This is a genomic window from Mesorhizobium sp. C416B (genome assembly GCF_030323165.1).
In the GTDB taxonomy this organism is placed as follows: Bacteria; Pseudomonadota; Alphaproteobacteria; order Rhizobiales; family Rhizobiaceae; genus Mesorhizobium.
Genome location: NZ_CP100471.1, coordinates 484,173 through 501,098 on the forward strand (window position 1 = coordinate 484,173; position 16,926 = coordinate 501,098).

Sequence of the window (16,926 nt, forward strand, 5' to 3'; positions counted from 1 at the left end):
CAAGCGAAGTGCTTGACGCCAATCCGCAAATTCGCGTGTTGCGCCTGGGGCGGGCAGCCTTTAGGTCTTGGCGCAAGACACGCTGGAAGCATGCGACCGGCACGGAGGAATTCTCGTAGGAATGCGACCCCTAACAGCTGTAATAGCGGCAATGCTCTGGCTGTTGCCTGCAGGCGCCGGCGCTCAGACGCTGCTTGTCGGCGTAGCTGCACCCCTGTCCGGTCCGTCGGCGATCCTCGGCAAGCAGATCGAGGCGGGTGCGGCCCTGGCAGCGGAGGCCAATGGCTTGGAGATCAGAACCGTCGACGATAGCTGCACCGCCGATGGCGGGGCTGCCGCCGCCAGGGAATTCGCGGCCGCGAAGGTCAATATCGTCGTCGGCTTCCTATGCACCGACGCGATCCAGGCGGCGCTGCCGATCCTGAAGGATGCCAACATTCCGGTCATCACCGTCGGTGTGCGCACCGAAAGCCTGACCGACCGCCGCGCCAAGACCGGCTGCCCGGTCTATCGGCTCGGGCCGCGCGGCGACGACGAGCGCAATGCGGTGGCCGCCATCCTCACCCGGCTGTGGCAGAGCGAACTGTTCGCCATCGTTGACGATGGCACCATCTACGGCCGCGAAATTGCCGAGACGTTGCGGGCAGCGGCCGAACAGGCGGCGTTGAAGCCGGTGTTTGTCGATACCTTCCGTCCGCAGCTCGACAACCAGATCGGTCTGATCGGGCGGCTGAAGAAATCAGGCGCGACGCATGTCTTTGCCGGCGGCGACGGCGACGACATCGCCATTATGGGCCGCGATGCCGGCCAGCTCGAGGCCGGCATTACCTTTGCCGGCGGCGAAAATTTGCGCACGCCACCGGGCGACGTGCCTTACGCCGTCGGCACGCTGATGATCGCGCCGCCGGAATGGGCCGATGTCGCCGATCCCAAGGTGCTGGCGGCGTTTACGGCCAAAAACATCGCGCCGGATGGCTATGCCTTGCCGGCCTACGCGGCGGTGGAGATTGCCAAGGCGGCCTCGGCCGCGCCCCAGACCTCGGGCAAGGGGCTGGCCGACGCGCTAACCGGGCATGATTTCACCACCGCGATCGGGCCGCTGCGGTTCGACGACAAAGGCGATCTGAGCCAAAACCTCTATCGCGCCTTCCGCTTCGACGGGACGCGTTTCGTGCCGGCGGAGACGAACTGATGTTTCGCACCGGGCCGCGCAATCTGATCACCGATGTCGCCGGCTTGCGCGTCGGCAACGCGTCGGATGCCAGGCTGAAATCGGGCGTCACCACCGTATTGTGCGACGAACCGGCGGTCGGTGGCGTGCAGATCCTCGGCGCCGCGCCGGGCACGCGCGAGACCGATTTGCTCGAACCGCACAATTCCATCGAGGCGGTTCATGCCGTCGTGCTTTCGGGCGGTTCGGCCTTCGGCCTCGACGCCGCGTCGGGCGTGCAGGCGGCGTTGCGTGAAAAAGGCATTGGCGTCGATGTCGGCGGCTTTCGGGTGCCGATCGTGCCGGCGGCGATCCTGTTTGACCTGCGCAATGGCGGCGACAAGGATTGGGGCCGTTATCCTCCCTACCGCGACCTCGGTTACGAAGCAGCTCAGGCGGCAACAGTCGACTTTCCGCTCGGCACAATCGGCGCCGGCACCGGCGCGCTAAGCTCCGGGGTGAAGGGCGGCCTCGGCTCGGCCTCGACCGTGCTCGACAGCGGCATCACCATCGGCGCACTGGCCGCCGCCAACCCGACCGGCTCGGTGACGATTGCGCGTACACGCTATTTCTGGGCGGCACCCTTCGAGATCGGCGATGAGTTCGGCGGGCTTGGCTATCCCTCGCCAATGCCCGACGACGCCAGGCGGATCCTGTTGAAATACCGCGACAAGCGTGTCGGTGGACAAGCCGAGGCCGGTGGCAACACCACCATCGCCGTAATCGCCACCGACGCCGTGCTGACCAAGGCGGCAGCCAAGCGGCTGGCCATTTCAGCGCATGACGGCTTCGTGCGCGCCATCTGGCCCGTGCACACGCCGGCTGACGGCGATCTGGTGTTCGCGCTGGCGACGGGCAAGAGCGGCATAGAACTCAGCGCCGACGATGCCGTCGATTTCTTTGCCGCCGCCGGCGCCACCATGGCGCGCGCCATCAGCCGCGGCATCCATGCCGCGACGCCGGCCGAAGGCGATCTGTTTGCGGTGTGGTCGTCGCGCTGACTTTCAATCAGGTCGGGTCGGACTCTTCTTCCTCGAAGCTGACCGCGACATCCGAATTCGCCGACAGCCAGACTTTCTGGCCCTCGACCTCGGCAAGCAGGCTCAAGGGAATGTAGTGGTGATGCCCCTGATGGGCGCCCTCGCCGCTGTCGGCCTTGGTCAACTTGATCCGCTCGCCGTCGACCCGGTCGACGGTGCCGATGTGAACGCCGTCGGCGCCGATCACTTCCATATGCTCGCGAATCTTGCTGGCCTCATTCATGGGGTGTTCTCCTTTTGAAAACGATCGACGATAACAAACAGAGGCGAAATTGGATGCATCGCCTTTTGAATGGCACGATGTTTTGACTGTCTCGTGATAGGGAACGATCGAACCACGGCAGGCGGAGCGGAACCCCGATGCGAAATCTCGTCCTGATTGGCGTTTGCCTGCTGGTCCATCTGGCATCCGCCATCGCCGCCCGAGCGGGCGATGTCGCCGAGCTTGAAATCCTCGGCTTCAGCAAGGATGGCGGCGTCTTCGCCTTCGAGGAATATGGTGTGGCAGACGGTTCGGGCTTTCCCTATGCCAATCGCTACTACATCAACACCGCCGACGACACGTTCCTGAAGGGCACGCCAATCCGGGTCCGGCTGGAGGATGAGACCGCCTCGCTCGATACGGCCCGTCAGCAGGCCAGGCAGAAAGGGCGAAGCCGTCGTTGTGCAGGCCGAACTCACCGCAAACCGCGGCATCACCGCCGGCTTCAACCCGGTGACCGAATTGTCGGCCGACCCGTTCCGCATGGTGGTGAACCCACGGCCGATCTTTTCGCCGGTCGACCCGCCGCTGGAATTCCGGCTGGACGAGATCGGCATGAATGACACCGAAAGCTGCCAGAGCCAGGGCGAGGTCAACGGTTTTCGCCTGCTGCGGATCGAGGCCAGGGATGGCGGCCAGACCCATCTGCTGCATGAGGATAATTCGATCCCGAAAAGCCGTGGCTGCCCGAACGGCTACAGGATCGGCGCGGTGCAGACGTTCTCGATGGACAGCATCAGCGCCTATGCGGTGCTGATCGCGGTGCGCCAATACGGCTTCGAAGGGCCGGATTTTCGCTGGATCGCCGTGACCGGACGCCTGTGACAGCGCTCGATCAATCCAGCTGGCGCAAGCGCGCCGGAAATCGCGTCAGCCGCGCCATACCATCGACGGGCGCGGCGCTTGTCGGCGCCTTGCTGTGGGCGATGGCCATGGGCGCCAGCGCGCTGACCGGTCTTTGGCTCGACAGTTGGGAGACCCCGGAAAAGATCCGCTTCGTCGTCCTGCTGTTTGCGACCGGCGCGGCATTGGCCTTTCCCGTCGGGTTGTTCGCGGCGCGGCTGGTCTCGCTCGACCGGCATTGGGAGGTGGCGTTCGCCGCCGCCTTCGTCTGCCTGCTTGCCACGACGCTCGCCTTCACCGGCGGGTTGTTTGCGCTGCAATACCGCTCCTATTATGCCGAATGGCACGCGGAGGCCTTCACCGCCCGGTGGGCGTTCGAACTGGTCTTCACCTCGCTGACGGCGCTCTACCAGTTCGTGGTGCTGGGTATCAGGCTCTATTTTCCGCTCGGATTCATCGCGCTTGCCGCCGCCAGCGTGTGGTTTGCACGCCAGCAGCGTTGAGCATTCGGTCCGCCTCTGATAGGAGGCGCACTTAACCACCGACATATCAGGACTGACGGATGATCCCTCGCTATTCCCGGCCGGAAATGGTCGCCATCTGGTCGCCGGAAACCCGCTTCCGCATCTGGTTCGAGATCGAGGCCCATGCCTGCGATGCGCTGGCCGAGCTCGGCGTCATTCCCAGGGAAGCCGCCAAGACCATCTGGGAAAAAGGCGGCGCCGCCCAATTCGACGTCGGCAAGATCGACGAGATCGAGGCCGTCACCAAGCACGACGTCATCGCCTTCCTCACCCATCTCGCCGAATTCGTCGGGCCGGATGCGCGTTTCATCCACCAGGGCATGACCTCATCGGATGTTCTCGACACCTGCCTTGCGGTGCAGCTCGGCCGCGCCAGCGATATCCTGCTGGCCGACCTCGACGGCCTGCTCGCCGCGCTGAAGCGCCGGGCCTTCGAGCACAAGGACACCGTCACCATCGGCCGCAGCCACGGCATTCATGCCGAGCCGACCACGTTCGGCGTCAAGCTGGCGCAGGCCTATGCCGAGTTCTCGCGCTGCCGCGAGCGGCTGGTGCACGCGCGAGAGGATATTGCCACCTGCGCTATCTCCGGCGCGATCGGCACCTTCGCCAACATCGATCCCTATGTCGAAGAGCATGTGGCGAAAAAGCTTGGGCTCAAGCCGGAGCCGGTGTCGACGCAGGTCATCCCTCGCGACCGCCATGCCATGTTCTTCGCCACGCTCGGCGTCATCGCCTCGTCGGTCGAGCGGCTGGCGACCGAGATCCGCCATCTGCAGCGCACCGAGGTGCTGGAAGCGGAAGAGTATTTTTCGCCGGGCCAGAAGGGCTCGTCGGCAATGCCGCACAAGCGCAACCCGGTGCTGACCGAAAACCTCACCGGCCTTGCCCGCATGGTGCGCTCCATGGCGCTGCCGGCGATGGAAAATGTGGCGCTCTGGCACGAGCGCGACATTTCGCATTCCTCGGTCGAGCGCATGATCGGCCCGGACGCCACGGTAACACTCGATTTCGCGCTGTCGCGGTTGACCGGCGTCGTCGACAAATTGCTGGTCTATCCCGACAACATGCTGAAGAACATGAACAAGTTCCGTGGCCTGGTGCATTCGCAGCGCGTGCTTTTGTCGCTGACGCAAGCCGGCGTCAGCCGCGAGGACGCCTACCGCCTGGTGCAGCGCAACGCCATGAAGGTATGGGAACATGGCGCTGATTTCCTTGAGGAATTGTTGGCCGACAAGGAAGTCACCGCAGCGCTGCCCGAAGCCGAGATCCGCGAGAAATTCGACCTGGGCTATCACACCAAGCATGTCGACACGATCTTCAAGCGGGTTTTCGGATAGGTTTTTCGATGCGGCTGGCCGTCCTTTCCGACATCCATGGGAATCTGCGCGCGCTTGAGGCGCTTCATGCGCAGATCAAAGACGCTTCTCCCGACATAATCGTCAATCTGGGCGATTGTCTTTCCGGGCCGCTATGGCCTGAAGAAACCGCGCACTATCTGATGGCACAGAATTGGCCGACCGTGCGCGGCAATCACGACCGTGTGCTGATCGAGCCGCCTGCTTCCGGGTTGGAAGACGTCGATGCTTTCACCCACCAACGCCTCTCTGAGACATCCCTGACCTGGCTCTCGGCCTTGCCGGTCACCCTGTCGCCTGCCCCGGACATCCTGCTTTGCCATGGCAGCCCCAGTGACGACGACGTGTTCCTGCTCGAGGAAGACGGAGGCAGCCACTTCCACCCCTCCAATGAAAAGCAGATCAGGCACAAGCTGGGCAGCGCCGGCGCCGGGCTGACCTTGTGCGGCCATACACATACGCCGCGCGTTGTGCGCTTGTCGGACAACCGGACAATCCTCAATCCGGGCAGCGTCGGCGTCCAGGCATTCCCCGGCCTGACCGTGACCGGCAGTCCGCATGCCCGCTACGCCCTCGCTACGCGCAAGGACGGACAATGGTCGTTCAGCCATCACGTGGTCAATTATGACTGGACCGAGGCGTCCACCCGCGCGACAGCCACCGGCTTCGACAGTTGGGCGCATGGGCTGCTGACGGGCTACGCCGCCAATTCCTTGTAAGAACCGAGCGGGCGCTCAGCCGGCGGCGCCCGGCACGGTGCGGATAACCGTGCCCCACGGATCTTCCCGCGTGGTTTCAGCGGTTGTCTTGTCCGACCGCATCTCGACCCAGGCCAGACCCGAGCGGGACGGATCGCGGCGGCCGGCGCCGGCGCTGTGCCACGAATTGCCACCGATATGATGGTGGTAGCCTCCCGACGACAGGAACACCGCCTGCCCTCCATACTTAGCGACCGTGTCGAAGCCAAATTCGTCGTGCCACCAGGCCTCGGCATCTTCCGGCCGGCCGACGCGCAGATGGACATGGCCGATAATGCTGTTTTGCGGCGCGCCCTGCCAGCCGGCGTCACCGGCCGGCACGCTGCCAACCACGGCGGCCAGATTCAGCCGCTCGGTCGCCATGGCGATCTTGTCGCCGTTCCACTTCCACTCCTGCGGCAGACGGTCCCTATAGATTTCAATGCCGTTGCCTTCGGGGTCGGTCAGGTAGAGAGCCTCGCTGACCAGATGGTCGGAGGCGCCCTCGATGCGGATTTTGTTGGCGGCGGCATGGTTTATCCAACGGCCGAGATCGGCGCGGCTGGGCAGAAGGAAAGCGGTGTGGAAAAGGCCGGCGCTGCGCGGATCGTCGGGCTTGGCCGCTGCGTCAGGCTCGATCACCAGCAGCGGGCGCTCGGCAGCGCCCAGCGTGATGGCGCCATCGGCGCGGCTCAATTCCTGCAGGCCGACAACAGCCCGGTAGTAATCGGCAAGTCCTTCGGCGTCGCGCGCCTTCAGGCCCACGCGTGACACGCTGACGGGGGTCGTCGCGGCAAAAGGCAGTTCGCTCATAAAACTCTCCGTTCAGCGCATTATCCCAGGCCGCGCCACCAGTCTATTCTGTTGTCCATCTCTTCCTGCCTCAAATCGTCGATCCTGATCGTTCACACAAGATGGAAAGAATCGAACAGGTTGTTCACGATTGTGATGCACCGCATGCGTCAGCGCGGGTTGCACGAGACACGGCCGCTCGCTATCTCAGCGCCATGAAAGTCAAAGACGCAGATATTCTGATCGTGCCGGGCTACACCAATTCCGGCCCCCAACACTGGCAGACACGCTGGCAGTCGAAACTGTCGACGGCGCGCCGGGTCGAGCAGGCGGAGTGGTCGAAGCCGGTGCGCGAGGACTGGACGGCGAGCGTGGCGAACGCTGTCAACGAGGCCGAGCGGCCGGTGGTGATCGTTGCCCATTCCCTGGGCGTGGCGGCCGCGGTGCAGGCCATTCCGCAGTTCAGGAAGCCGGTCGCCGGTGCGTTCTTTGTCGCGCCGCCCGACGTCGCCAACCCGGAGATAAGGCCGCGTCACCTGATGACCTTTGGCCCCTATGCACGCGAACCGCTGCCCTTCCCGTCCATCGTCATCGCCAGCCGCAACGATCCGTTCTGCGCCTTCGAGGTTGCCGAGGACATTGCCGGCGCCTGGGGTTCGCTGTTCATCGATGCCGGCGAAACCGGTCACCTCAATGAGGATGCCGGCTTCGGCCCGTGGCCGGAAGGGTCGATGACCTTCGCCAAGTTCCTGACCGACCTCAAGGCCTGACCGGGCAAGGCACCACGCCTCAGCCCTTGATCGAATCGTTCATGCTTTTGATGAGTATCTTTGCGCCGAGCGAAATCAGCGCATGGTCCGAGCCCATCGCCAGCAGCCGGTAGCCCATCGCCACGACGCGGCCGGCAATCGCCGGCTCAACGACGTAGATTGCCGCATGCTTGCCCGCCTTGCGCGTCCGCTCGGCGATGGAGGCGACGGTTTCCATCATGCTTTCCAGCGTCGAATTGACGGTGGCGCCATTCGACCAGGCGATGGAGAAATCCGATGGGCCGAGGAAGATGCCGTCAATGCCCGGCGTGTCGAGGATGCCGTCCAGCGCATCGAGTGCGGCGCGCGTTTCGACCATGGCAAAGGCCATGGTGCGTTGATTGGTGTCGCGCAGCCATTCGGCGTGGTCGCCTTTGCCATGGCGCGGAAAAGCATAGGTCGGGCCCCAGGAGCGCTCGCCCATCGGCGGATATTTCATCGCCGCGGCAAAGAGTTTTGCATCGGCCACCGAATTCACCATCGGTGCAATCACCGCCTCGGCACCGAAATCGAGGGCGCGGCTGGCCATGTCGAAGCGGCCGACCGGAATGCGCACCAGCGCCGGCTTGTTGGCGGCCAGCACCGGCACCAGGCCGCGCAAGACCGAGTCTTCGTGGTGTCCGCCATGCTGCATATCGAGGGTGACGGCGTCAAAACCCTGCTTGGCGATGATTTCGACCGTCAAAGCGTCCGGAACGCCGGACCAGGCGGTGAACAGCGTTTCATCCGCCGCCAGGCGTGACTTCAGGGACATGGGTGCTTTCCTCGTTGGGTAGAGCCTTGTAACAGGCCTACGCACAGTTTCAGCCGGAAAAGGCTGAAAAGGCAAAGAAAAACCGCCCGGCTGGACCGGGCGGTCGATTGGTCCAGCGCTACTCGCTCTAGGTGTTCTTGATCTGCTCGATCGCCTGCGCCATCAGTTCGTCCATGGTGCGGCGGATCTGGTGATCCGACTGGTCGACGCCGGCGGCGTCGAAATCCTTGCGGATCTTGCGGAATACGTCGTGATCGCCGGCTTCCTCGATATCGGAAACCACAACTTCCTTGGCATAGGCGTCGGCGTCAGTGCCGGATTTGCCCAGCTTTTCGGCGGCCCACAGACCGAGCGCCTTGTTGCGGCGTGCGGAAGCCTTGAAGCGAAGTTCTTCGTCGAAGGCGAATTTGCGCTCAAAACCCTCTTCGCGGTCTTTCATGCTGCTCATGGCTTCCCTCCGATGAAATCGATTCGCGTTGGCGATGGATATGTGTGTTGCCGCAGCACAAACCAAAAGGGCGCGGGCCGGTCAATATGCTACATCACTTGCTGCGCTGCGGCATTTCATTCCTGAAAGCGGTCGATGGAAAGGATTTGCCGATTGAGCAAACGCTGTGATTGGGATAGACCCGGCATTGAACCCCACCCGTCGCCGCACCAATTTAGGCAGACGGACAGGAACTGGTCGCTTGCCGCCTGCCCGCAAATCCAGAGAAAAATCAGATGAAAAATCGCCGCCGCATTTATGAAGGCAAGGCCAAGATCCTCTATGAGGGACCGGAACCGGGCACGCTTATCCAGTTCTTCAAAGATGATGCGACCGCATTCAACAAGAAGAAACATGAGGTCATCGACGGCAAGGGTGTGCTCAACAACCGCATTTCCGAGTACATCTTCAACCATCTGAACCGCATGGGCATTCCGACCCACTTCATCCGCCGGCTCAACATGCGCGAGCAGCTGATCAAGGAAGTCGAGATCATTCCGCTCGAAGTGGTGGTGCGCAATGTCGCCGCCGGCTCGCTGTCCAAGCGCCTCGGCATCGAGGAAGGCACCGTTCTGCCGCGTTCGATCATCGAATTCTATTACAAGGCCGATGCGCTCGACGATCCGATGGTGTCGGAAGAGCACATCACCGCTTTCGGCTGGGCAAGCCCGCAGGAGATCGACGACGTCATGGCGCTGGCCATCCGCGTCAACGACTTCCTCTCCGGACTGTTCATGGGCGTCGGCATCCAGCTCGTGGATTTCAAGATCGAATGCGGCCGCCTGTTCGAGGGCGACATGATGCGCATCGTCGTTGCCGACGAGATCTCGCCGGATTCGTGCCGGCTGTGGGACGTGGCAACGCAGGACAAGCTCGACAAGGACCGTTTCCGCCGCGATATGGGCGGCCTCGTCGAAGCCTATCAGGAAGTTGCCCGCCGCCTTGGCATCATGAACGAGAACGAGCCGCCGCGCCCGACCGGCCCGGTGCTCGTCGCCTCGACCGATGGCCTCAAAGGCAAGCCGCACTAAGTCTTCATTTCTTGACGCAATTCCGGACGAAAAACCGCTTCAGACTTTTCCTGGAATTGCTAAGTCTTCGAACAGGAACCTGTCCAGCATGATCAAGGCCCGCATCACCGTCACCCTCAAGAACGGCGTGCTCGACCCGCAGGGAAAAGCCATAGAGCACGCTCTGTCCGGACTGGGGTTCGGCGGCGTCGGCCAGGTGCGGCAAGGCAAGGTCTTCGACCTCGAACTTTCAGAGAGCGACAAGGCCAAGGCCGAAGCCGATCTGAAAGCCATGTGCGACAAGCTGCTGGCGAACACGGTGATCGAGAATTACGCGGTGGAGATCGCTTGATATGAAATCAGCTGTCGTTCTTCTCCCCGGCCTCAACCGCGACCGCGACATGATTGCGGCGCTGACCAAGATCTCCGGGCAGGCGCCGGCGACCGTCTGGCAGACCGACACCGAAATCCCTGATGTGGACCTGATCGCCATTCCCGGCGGCTTCTCGTTCGGCGACTATCTGCGTTGCGGCGCCATTGCCGCGCGCATGCCGGTCATGCGGGCGGTGGCGGAAAAGGCGGCCAAGGGCGTCATGGTCATCGGCGTCTGCAACGGCTTCCAGATCCTGGTCGAGGCTGGCCTTTTGCCCGGCGCGCTGATGCGCAATGCCTCGCTGAAATTCGTCTGCCGAGAGGTGAAGCTCGAAATCGCCAACGCCAACACCATGTTCACCCGCCGCTACCAGCCGGGTCAGATCATCCGCACGCCGGTGGCGCATCACGACGGCAATTATTTCGCCGACGCCGACACGCTTGCCCGTCTCGAAGGCGAAGGACAGGTGGTGTTTCGCTATGCCGAGGGCAGCAATCCCAATGGCTCGATGAACGACATTGCCGGTATCGTCAGCGAGAAGGGCAATGTGCTCGGCCTGATGCCGCATCCCGAAAACCTGATCGAGGCAGCGCATGGCGGAAGCGACGGCCGCGCCCTGTTCGAAGGCGCGCTCGGCATCGCCGCCTGATATCTCTTCGAATTCCTTTCAAAACGCGGGGGCGGTTGACCATGAGACTGATGATTGTTCGCCTAGGTCCCCTGGCTGCTGCCGGCTTGGCGTTGGCGTCCTGCCAGTCCAGCCCGAAGAGCGCGCCGGTCCCCACGGGCAAGAGCGCTTCGCTGCTGGCCATGGAACAGGTAGCGATATCGGCCCACAAATGCTGGATCGCCAGCAAGGATCCCGCCTTCAAATCCTATCAGATGGCCAATGAGCTGAATTCGTTCAGCGGCACGCCCCGCTTCCTGCTGGTGCCGGCCATGCATTATGGCGGCAAGCCGCTGCTGGTCGTCCAGGCGCAAGGCAATTCCAGCCGCGTCGACGTGTTCGGTCCGCTGATGGACGATCCGCTCGGCGCGCGCATCGGATCCGACATTGCGCGCTGGCAAACGGGCAACCCCTCCTGCAACGCGGCCGCCTGACGCCAGTGGGCCGCTTCCTGCAGATTGCGGGATTGGTCATCGGTCTGGCCGGGCTTGTCCTGCAAGCATGCATCACCATCCCGGCATCGATGGAGGCCGGGCGCAACTTTCTCGGCTCCATCGTCTTTCTGTTCAGCTTCTTCACCATCCTGACCAACATCGGTGCGGTGCTGGTCCATGTCTCGCTGCTGTCGCCTTCGGGCTACGCCTGGCTGCCCGCCTTTGCCGGACCGCGGATGCGGGCCGGCATCGCCGTGTCCATCGCGCTTGTCTTCATCGTCTATGCGACGGTTCTGGCGCAGCTCTGGCAGCCGCAGGGGCTGTTCCTGCTCTGTGACGTGCTACTGCACTATGTGACGCCGGTGCTGTTCGTGCTGTGGTGGCTTGTGGCAGGCGCTGACGGCAGGACACGCTGGAGCGACATTTCCTGGTGGATGGCCTATCCGATCGCCTATCTCGCCTATGCGCTGGCGCGCGCGCCGATCGCAGGCGAAGTGCCCTACCCGTTCCTCGACGTTGCGAAAAACGGCGCCGCCAACGTCGCGCTTGCGGCGCTGGCGGTCACCGGGGTTTTCCTGGTGCTGTGCATCCTCGCCGTGCTTGCCGACAAGGGCGTCTCACGCATAAGAACATCCGGCGCGCGCCGCTGACCGGGCTCCGGGTCAGTCCCAGAATCGCCTGATGCCTTCGCGGTGAGCGTCGTCCCGCGACACACCGATGTCCCTGAGTTGCTCGTCGGTCATTTCGAGCAAAGCCAGGCGGCCGCGACGGCGCTCGATCAGCACGTCGATCCATCGCGCCAGCGATCTGACCACATGCACGATCCGGCCGACAAAGCCTCGCCGGCTGGACGGCCCGACCAATTCAATGCTCGCGCAGCGGATTGTCTCAATTGTATCCATTGTCTTCTGCCAACCTCGCAAATTGTACCCATCTTGGTACGGTTCTGATATGCATTGACACCCGATCTGGTGCAATATACAGAATTGTGACCATGACAAATTGGCTCCCTGACCTCACCATCGGCTCCGGCCCGCTTTACCAGCGCCTTGCCGACAGCATTGAGTCGGACATCGACAAGGGCGTTATCGATGCCGGGGCAAAATTGCCGCCGCAGCGCGATCTCGCCTATGACATTGGCACGACGGTCGGCACGATCGGCCGGGCCTATCAGCTGCTGCGCGAACGCGGGCTGGTGAGCGGCGAAGTCGGACGCGGGACCTATGTGCTTGCGCAGCAATCGGAAGCGGCGTCACCCGAATTCGCCGAGCCGGCCGTGCAAGGCACGCGCTATGTCGATGCACCGCCCGGCAAGCTGCGTTTCGACAGCACGGCCGCGCCCGAAATCGGCCAGGGCGCCATTGTCGCCGACATGTTGCTGCGCACCGTGCAGGATCATCCGCACGAGATTTCGAGCTACACCAGGGATTTTCCGGAGCGCTGGTTCGAGGCCGGCGCCCGCTGGCTGTCGCGCAATTCGTTCCGTCCGGCGGCCGACACCATCGTTCCCACGCTTGGCACCCATGCCGCGGTGATGGCGGCGATTGCGGCACTGACCACACCGGGCGACTATGTCGCCTTTGAGCACCTCACCTATTCGCAGATCGCCCGCAGCGCCGGGCTGATCGGGCGGCGCATTGCACTTGTCGCATCGGACGAGGAAGGTCTCGATCCCGAGGATTTCGAACGCGTCTGCGCGCAAAAGCATCCGAAGATGATTTTCCTGATGCCGACGGTGCAGAACCCGACGCTGGCGGTCCTGTCGGTTTCGCGCCGCGAGGCGATCGCCCGCGTCGCGCGCGCGTACAATGTCATCGTCATCGAGGACGATCTCTATGGCGGCCTGACCGAAGATCCGACGCCGCTCATTGCCGAATATGCGCCCGAGCGCACCATTGTCGCCGGCGGTCTGTCGAAATCGGTCGCGGCAGGTGTTCGCGGCGGCTGGCTCTCCTGCCCGCCCGCCTATCGCCATCGCATCCGCGTCGCCCACAAGATGATGACCGGCGGGATGCCGTTCCTGCTAGCGGAGGTGAATGCGCGGCTGGTGCTGTCTGGGCAGGCTGGCGATATCCGCAAACGCAGCATTGCCGAAATTGCCGCCCGCATCGCCATCGTGCGCGAGACACTGGCGGGTTTCGCCTTCAAGTCACACGGCAGCGTGCCCTTCGTCTGGCTGACGCTGCCCGATCCCTGGCTGTCCGGCACGTTCAGGAGCGCATGCCTCGAAAATGGCGTGCTCCTCGACGACGAGGACGAGTTCAAGGCGGGGCGTTCCGAGCAGGTATTCCACGGCGTGCGTTTCGGCGTCTCGCAGCCAAGGCGGCGCGAGGACATCACCGGCGGCGTCGCGGTGATCCGGCGGCTGCTGGAGGAAGGCCGCGCCGGCTACGACAGTTCGTCCTGACTCGGTCCTCCTGTATCCCGATCTTCAGGTTCAGCCCTCTGCCTTGAAGTTTTTGGCTTCCTTCGCGCCCTTGTCCTTGCCGTGCTTCTCGGCCAGGTCCTTGGCCTGCTTGGGCGAAACGTCGGTGGTCTCGGCAATATGCATGGCCTCCTTGTCGGAGAGGCGATTGTCTTTCTTGCCTTGCTTGGTGGCCATGTTGAAATCTCCTGATTGGTTTGAGGCCTAACGGCCGGGATGCCATAGCGTTCCCCAGCGGCTCACCGCTACCATCGTCGCCCTGTGGTTTTCCGGCGTTTTTCGTCATCCAATGGGGTGTATCACGCCAAAGCTTGCGATATGAGGGGACTCAAATTCCCCTCTCCCATGGACATCAATCGCCGCCCATGACCATTTCCAATTCCGTGCCGATCACCCCGGAACTCATCGCCGCGCATGGGCTGAAGCCCGACGAATACCAGCGCATCCTCGACCTGGTCGGGCGCGAACCGAGCTTTACCGAACTCGGCATCTTCTCGGCGATGTGGAATGAGCACTGCTCCTACAAATCCTCGAAGAAATGGCTGCGCACGCTGCCGACCACCGGGCCTCAGGTCATCCAGGGTCCGGGCGAGAATGCCGGCGTGGTCGATATCGGCGATGGCGACTGCGTCGTCTTCAAGATGGAGAGCCACAACCATCCCTCCTACATTGAGCCCTACCAGGGTGCGGCGACCGGCGTCGGCGGCATATTGCGCGATGTCTTCACCATGGGCGCGCGGCCGATTGCGGCGATGAATGCGCTGCGCTTTGGCGCACCCGACCATCCCAAGACCAGGCACCTGGTCAGCGGCGTGGTTTCCGGCGTCGGCGGCTACGGCAATGCGTTCGGCGTGCCGACGGTCGGCGGCGAGGTCAATTTCGACGCCCGCTACAACGGCAATATCCTGGTCAACGCCTTTGCCGCCGGCCTCGCCAAGACCGATGCGATCTTCCTGTCGGAAGCCAAGGGCGTCGGCCTGCCGGTCGTCTATCTCGGCGCCAAGACCGGCCGCGACGGCGTCGGCGGCGCCACCATGGCCTCGGCGGAGTTCGACGACAAGATCGACGAGAAGCGCCCGACCGTGCAGGTCGGCGATCCCTTCACCGAAAAATGCCTACTCGAAGCCTGCCTTGAGCTGATGGCGTCCGGCGCCGTCATCGCCATCCAGGACATGGGTGCGGCCGGCCTCACCTGTTCGGCGGTCGAGATGGGCGCCAAGGGCGACCTCGGCATCGAGCTTCACCTCGACCATGTGCCGGTGCGCGAAGAGCGCATGAGCGCCTATGAGATGATGCTGTCGGAAAGCCAGGAGCGCATGCTGATGGTGCTGCGCCCGGAGAAGGAAAAGGAAGCCGAGGCGATCTTCCACAAATGGGGCCTCGACTTCGCCATAGTCGGCAAGACCACCGACGATCTGCGCTTCCGCGTCATTCACCAGGGCGACGAGGTCGCCAACCTGCCGATCAAGGACCTTGGCGACAAGGCGCCGGAATATGACCGCCCCTGGGTCGAGCCGAAGAAGCCTGCGGCGCTCGCAGCCGGCGATGCGCCGAAGGCCGATGTCGCCGATGCGCTGTTGAAACTGCTCGGCGGGCCGGACCTGTCGTCGCGGCGCTGGGTGTGGGAGCAGTACGACACGCTGATCCAGGGCAATTCGCTGCAGCTTCCGGGCGGCGACGCCGGCGTGGTGCGCGTCGAAGGCCATCCGACCAAGGCGCTCGCCTTCTCCTCCGACGTGACGCCGCGCTATTGCGAGGCCGACCCGTATGAAGGCGGCAAGCAGGCGGTGGCCGAATGCTGGCGCAACCTCACCGCCACCGGCGCGCTGCCGCTGGCGGCCACCGACAACCTCAATTTCGGCAATCCGGAACGGCCTGAGATCATGGGCCAGCTGGTCGGCGCGGTGAAAGGCATTGGCGATGCCTGCCGCGCGCTCGGCTTCCCGATCGTGTCGGGCAATGTCTCGCTCTACAATGAAACCAACGGCCAGGGCATCCTGCCGACGCCGACCATCGGCGGCGTCGGGCTGATTGCCGACTGGTCGAAGATGACCCGTATCGGCTTTGCCGCCGAGGGCCAGATGATCCTGCTGGTCGGCGCACCCGCAAGCTGGGGCAGCCATCTCGGCCAGTCCGCCTATTTCAGGGACATCCATGGCCGTACCGACGGGCCGCCGCCATCCGTCGACCTCGCCCATGAAAAGCGCGTCGGCGACCATGTGCGCGCGCTGATCGCGTCGGGCGTCGTCACCGCGGCGCATGACCTTTCCGACGGCGGCCTTGCGGTGGCCCTGGCCGAGATGGCGATGGCGTCCGGCATCGGCGCCTCAATTCCGGGGCTCGCCGGCACCGACCCGATCCCGGTCTGGTTCGGCGAAGACCAGGGCCGGTACCTCCTGACCCTGTCCGTCGATCCGCAGAGCAAGGAATGGGACGCCATCCGCGAGGAACAGAGCAAGCTCGGCATCTTTGCGCCATGGATCGGCTCGACCGGTGGAAACGAACTGAAGCTCGGCGATGCCAGGGCGATCCCGGTCAGCGAATTGACCGCCGCCCACGAAGGCTGGTTCCCGAACTTCATGGACAAGTCCATTTGACCAGCCTGGCAGCCCGGACGCTGATCGCAGTCGTCTTCTGGCCGTCGCTGTTCTTCTTCTGGTTCCTCGGGCCGTTCGTCTTTTTCCTGCTGTCGACGATCTCGAGCGAGGTCTGTCCGCTGCTGGAAAGGCGTGACCAGTTCCTTGAGGCGGCCAATGGCACACTGCCGATGCTGGCCTTGCAAAGCCTGATCTATGCGATCCCCATCGTCTGCCTGGTGCTGTGGAGCCGCCTTTTGCCGAACCCGGCGCGCGCAAGGCATGTCGCCATCTGCATCAAGCTATTTGCCATTGCGGTCATTACCGGCGCGCTGTGGGAATACGGGTCATCGCTGATCTGCGACGGCTATGGCCAACCATTCTTTTCGCCCTTGTGGCAGATGACCAGCTATCTCCCGATTATCACCCTGGCGCTCAACATCCCGCTCTATGTCCTGGTGTTCAGCCTTGGCCGGGGGTTCTCGACCCGCGACGACATTACCGAAGATGGTGTGGTTCACCCGCGGCAGTATGGCCCTTAGACACTGCGTCGCCGACAGAACGGCTTCAACCCGGACCAGAAAGGCTTTAGGCTGCCGTCCGAGTCACTCGTGCCTAGCCGCCC

General features: G+C 63.5%; 21 protein-coding genes and 1 pseudogene. 16 read left to right on the plus strand and 6 right to left on the minus strand.

The window, feature by feature from the left end:
- The first annotated feature begins 121 nt into the window (after nucleotides 1–121).
- Together NLY43_RS02475 and NLY43_RS02480 are read left to right on the plus strand one after the other, a co-directional pair.
- Nucleotides 122–1,192: a branched-chain amino acid ABC transporter substrate-binding protein gene (locus NLY43_RS02475; protein ID WP_023711482.1), complete on the plus strand. Its 1,071-nt coding sequence runs from the start codon at nucleotides 122–124 to the stop codon at nucleotides 1,190–1,192.
- Complete coding sequence (locus tag NLY43_RS02480; protein WP_023711483.1) at nucleotides 1,192–2,211, plus strand: P1 family peptidase; 1,020 nt, start codon at nucleotides 1,192–1,194, stop codon at nucleotides 2,209–2,211. Before NLY43_RS02475 ends, NLY43_RS02480 begins: the two co-directional genes overlap by 1 nt.
- A 7-nt stretch (nucleotides 2,212–2,218) precedes the next feature.
- Here NLY43_RS02480 and NLY43_RS02485 read toward each other — a convergent pair whose 3' ends face one another.
- Nucleotides 2,219–2,473: a DUF2171 domain-containing protein gene (locus NLY43_RS02485; RefSeq protein WP_023711484.1), complete on the minus strand. Its 255-nt coding sequence runs from the start codon at nucleotides 2,471–2,473 to the stop codon at nucleotides 2,219–2,221.
- Between the two features lie 137 nt (nucleotides 2,474–2,610).
- On the opposite strand from NLY43_RS02485, the pseudogene NLY43_RS02490 reads away from it, so the two are divergent.
- The 4 genes and pseudogenes from NLY43_RS02490 to NLY43_RS02505 all read left to right on the plus strand — a co-directional run bounded on the left by NLY43_RS02490 (nucleotide 2,611) and on the right by NLY43_RS02505 (nucleotide 5,956).
- Nucleotides 2,611–3,337: pseudogene (locus tag NLY43_RS02490) on the plus strand (DUF2259 domain-containing protein).
- Between the two features lie 56 nt (nucleotides 3,338–3,393).
- On the plus strand, nucleotides 3,394–3,858 hold the full coding sequence (locus tag NLY43_RS02495) for a hypothetical protein (protein WP_023711485.1): 465 nt from the start codon (nucleotides 3,394–3,396) through the stop codon (nucleotides 3,856–3,858).
- A 59-nt stretch (nucleotides 3,859–3,917) separates the two neighbouring features.
- Nucleotides 3,918–5,219: an adenylosuccinate lyase gene (gene purB, locus NLY43_RS02500; protein WP_023711486.1), complete on the plus strand. Its 1,302-nt coding sequence runs from the start codon at nucleotides 3,918–3,920 to the stop codon at nucleotides 5,217–5,219.
- Between the two features lie 8 nt (nucleotides 5,220–5,227).
- On the plus strand, nucleotides 5,228–5,956 hold the full coding sequence (locus NLY43_RS02505; protein WP_023711487.1) for a metallophosphoesterase family protein: 729 nt from the start codon (nucleotides 5,228–5,230) through the stop codon (nucleotides 5,954–5,956).
- A gap of 15 nt (nucleotides 5,957–5,971) precedes the next feature.
- Here NLY43_RS02505 and NLY43_RS02510 read toward each other — a convergent pair whose 3' ends face one another.
- The gene (locus tag NLY43_RS02510) at nucleotides 5,972–6,787 is read right to left on the minus strand and encodes a VOC family protein (RefSeq protein ID WP_023669088.1); all 816 of its coding nucleotides are present in this window, start codon (nucleotides 6,785–6,787) and stop codon (nucleotides 5,972–5,974) included.
- A 194-nt stretch (nucleotides 6,788–6,981) separates the two neighbouring features.
- Here NLY43_RS02510 and NLY43_RS02515 point away from each other — a divergent pair, with 194 nt between their 5' ends.
- Nucleotides 6,982–7,536, plus strand: coding sequence for an RBBP9/YdeN family alpha/beta hydrolase (locus NLY43_RS02515; protein WP_023694132.1), 555 nt, complete (start codon nucleotides 6,982–6,984; stop codon nucleotides 7,534–7,536).
- 19 nt (nucleotides 7,537–7,555) lie between these two features.
- On the opposite strand, the gene NLY43_RS02520 is transcribed toward NLY43_RS02515, so the two are convergent.
- Both NLY43_RS02520 and NLY43_RS02525 read right to left on the minus strand, forming a co-directional pair.
- A complete protein-coding gene (locus NLY43_RS02520) occupies nucleotides 7,556–8,329 on the minus strand; it encodes an HpcH/HpaI aldolase family protein (RefSeq protein ID WP_023669090.1) in 774 nt (257 codons plus the stop codon).
- Nucleotides 8,330–8,456: 127 nt separating this feature from the next.
- Nucleotides 8,457–8,777, minus strand: coding sequence for a DUF1476 domain-containing protein (locus tag NLY43_RS02525; protein WP_023669091.1), 321 nt, complete (start codon nucleotides 8,775–8,777; stop codon nucleotides 8,457–8,459).
- 47 nt (nucleotides 8,778–8,824) lie between these two features.
- Here NLY43_RS02525 and NLY43_RS02530 point away from each other — a divergent pair, with 47 nt between their 5' ends.
- The 6 genes from NLY43_RS02530 (at nucleotide 8,825) to NLY43_RS02555 (ending at nucleotide 11,950) form a co-directional block, all read left to right on the plus strand.
- Entirely contained in the window at nucleotides 8,825–8,947 is a 123-nt protein-coding gene (locus NLY43_RS02530) for a hypothetical protein (protein WP_280790911.1), read from the plus strand.
- Between the two features lie 105 nt (nucleotides 8,948–9,052).
- A complete protein-coding gene (gene purC, locus NLY43_RS02535; protein WP_013532127.1) occupies nucleotides 9,053–9,847 on the plus strand; it encodes a phosphoribosylaminoimidazolesuccinocarboxamide synthase in 795 nt (264 codons plus the stop codon).
- 88 nt (nucleotides 9,848–9,935) lie between these two features.
- On the plus strand, nucleotides 9,936–10,178 hold the full coding sequence (gene purS, locus NLY43_RS02540) for a phosphoribosylformylglycinamidine synthase subunit PurS (RefSeq protein ID WP_023711488.1): 243 nt from the start codon (nucleotides 9,936–9,938) through the stop codon (nucleotides 10,176–10,178).
- Between the two features lies 1 nt (nucleotide 10,179).
- Nucleotides 10,180–10,848, plus strand: coding sequence for a phosphoribosylformylglycinamidine synthase subunit PurQ (gene purQ / locus NLY43_RS02545; RefSeq protein WP_023711489.1), 669 nt, complete (start codon nucleotides 10,180–10,182; stop codon nucleotides 10,846–10,848).
- 41 nt (nucleotides 10,849–10,889) lie between these two features.
- Complete coding sequence (locus tag NLY43_RS02550) at nucleotides 10,890–11,300, plus strand: hypothetical protein (protein ID WP_023711490.1); 411 nt, start codon at nucleotides 10,890–10,892, stop codon at nucleotides 11,298–11,300.
- A gap of 5 nt (nucleotides 11,301–11,305) precedes the next feature.
- Nucleotides 11,306–11,950 (plus strand): Pr6Pr family membrane protein, encoded by a 645-nt coding sequence (locus NLY43_RS02555; RefSeq protein WP_023711491.1) that lies wholly within the window; start codon nucleotides 11,306–11,308, stop codon nucleotides 11,948–11,950.
- Nucleotides 11,951–11,962: 12 nt separating this feature from the next.
- Here the strand turns inward: NLY43_RS02555 and NLY43_RS02560 are convergent, their stop codons facing one another.
- A complete protein-coding gene (locus NLY43_RS02560) occupies nucleotides 11,963–12,202 on the minus strand; it encodes a DUF1127 domain-containing protein (protein ID WP_023711492.1) in 240 nt (79 codons plus the stop codon).
- Between the two features lie 92 nt (nucleotides 12,203–12,294).
- Between NLY43_RS02560 and NLY43_RS02565 the strand changes: the two genes are divergently transcribed.
- Nucleotides 12,295–13,707, plus strand: a complete 1,413-nt coding sequence (locus tag NLY43_RS02565) for an aminotransferase-like domain-containing protein (protein ID WP_023711493.1) — start codon at nucleotides 12,295–12,297, stop codon at nucleotides 13,705–13,707.
- A 30-nt stretch (nucleotides 13,708–13,737) separates the two neighbouring features.
- Here the strand turns inward: NLY43_RS02565 and NLY43_RS02570 are convergent, their stop codons facing one another.
- Nucleotides 13,738–13,902 (minus strand): hypothetical protein, encoded by a 165-nt coding sequence (locus NLY43_RS02570; RefSeq protein WP_023669098.1) that lies wholly within the window; start codon nucleotides 13,900–13,902, stop codon nucleotides 13,738–13,740.
- A gap of 188 nt (nucleotides 13,903–14,090) precedes the next feature.
- Here NLY43_RS02570 and purL point away from each other — a divergent pair, with 188 nt between their 5' ends.
- Entirely contained in the window at nucleotides 14,091–16,322 is a 2,232-nt protein-coding gene (purL, locus tag NLY43_RS02575) for a phosphoribosylformylglycinamidine synthase subunit PurL (RefSeq protein WP_023711494.1), read from the plus strand.
- Complete coding sequence (locus NLY43_RS02580; RefSeq protein WP_023711495.1) at nucleotides 16,319–16,843, plus strand: hypothetical protein; 525 nt, start codon at nucleotides 16,319–16,321, stop codon at nucleotides 16,841–16,843. The genes purL and NLY43_RS02580 overlap by 4 nt, the downstream gene beginning before the upstream one ends.
- Nucleotides 16,844–16,926 lie beyond the last annotated feature (83 nt).

Coding starts and splice junctions, on each gene's coding strand:
- NLY43_RS02515 (WP_023694132.1), top strand. CDS start 6,982: ATGAAAGTCAAAGACGCAGATATTCTGATCGTGCCGGGCTACACCAAT.
- NLY43_RS02505 (WP_023711487.1), top strand. CDS start 5,228: ATGCGGCTGGCCGTCCTTTCCGACATCCATGGGAATCTGCGCGCGCTT.
- purB (WP_023711486.1), top strand. CDS start 3,918: ATGATCCCTCGCTATTCCCGGCCGGAAATGGTCGCCATCTGGTCGCCG.
- NLY43_RS02475 (WP_023711482.1), top strand. CDS start 122: ATGCGACCCCTAACAGCTGTAATAGCGGCAATGCTCTGGCTGTTGCCT.
- NLY43_RS02565 (WP_023711493.1), top strand. CDS start 12,295: ATGACAAATTGGCTCCCTGACCTCACCATCGGCTCCGGCCCGCTTTAC.
- NLY43_RS02480 (WP_023711483.1), top strand. CDS start 1,192: ATGTTTCGCACCGGGCCGCGCAATCTGATCACCGATGTCGCCGGCTTG.
- purL (WP_023711494.1), top strand. CDS start 14,091: ATGACCATTTCCAATTCCGTGCCGATCACCCCGGAACTCATCGCCGCG.
- NLY43_RS02560 (WP_023711492.1), bottom strand. CDS start 12,202: ATGGATACAATTGAGACAATCCGCTGCGCGAGCATTGAATTGGTCGGG.
- NLY43_RS02570 (WP_023669098.1), bottom strand. CDS start 13,902: ATGGCCACCAAGCAAGGCAAGAAAGACAATCGCCTCTCCGACAAGGAG.
- NLY43_RS02525 (WP_023669091.1), bottom strand. CDS start 8,777: ATGAGCAGCATGAAAGACCGCGAAGAGGGTTTTGAGCGCAAATTCGCC.
- purC (WP_013532127.1), top strand. CDS start 9,053: ATGAAAAATCGCCGCCGCATTTATGAAGGCAAGGCCAAGATCCTCTAT.
- purS (WP_023711488.1), top strand. CDS start 9,936: ATGATCAAGGCCCGCATCACCGTCACCCTCAAGAACGGCGTGCTCGAC.
- NLY43_RS02550 (WP_023711490.1), top strand. CDS start 10,890: ATGAGACTGATGATTGTTCGCCTAGGTCCCCTGGCTGCTGCCGGCTTG.
- NLY43_RS02510 (WP_023669088.1), bottom strand. CDS start 6,787: ATGAGCGAACTGCCTTTTGCCGCGACGACCCCCGTCAGCGTGTCACGC.
- NLY43_RS02485 (WP_023711484.1), bottom strand. CDS start 2,473: ATGAATGAGGCCAGCAAGATTCGCGAGCATATGGAAGTGATCGGCGCC.
- NLY43_RS02520 (WP_023669090.1), bottom strand. CDS start 8,329: ATGTCCCTGAAGTCACGCCTGGCGGCGGATGAAACGCTGTTCACCGCC.
- purQ (WP_023711489.1), top strand. CDS start 10,180: ATGAAATCAGCTGTCGTTCTTCTCCCCGGCCTCAACCGCGACCGCGAC.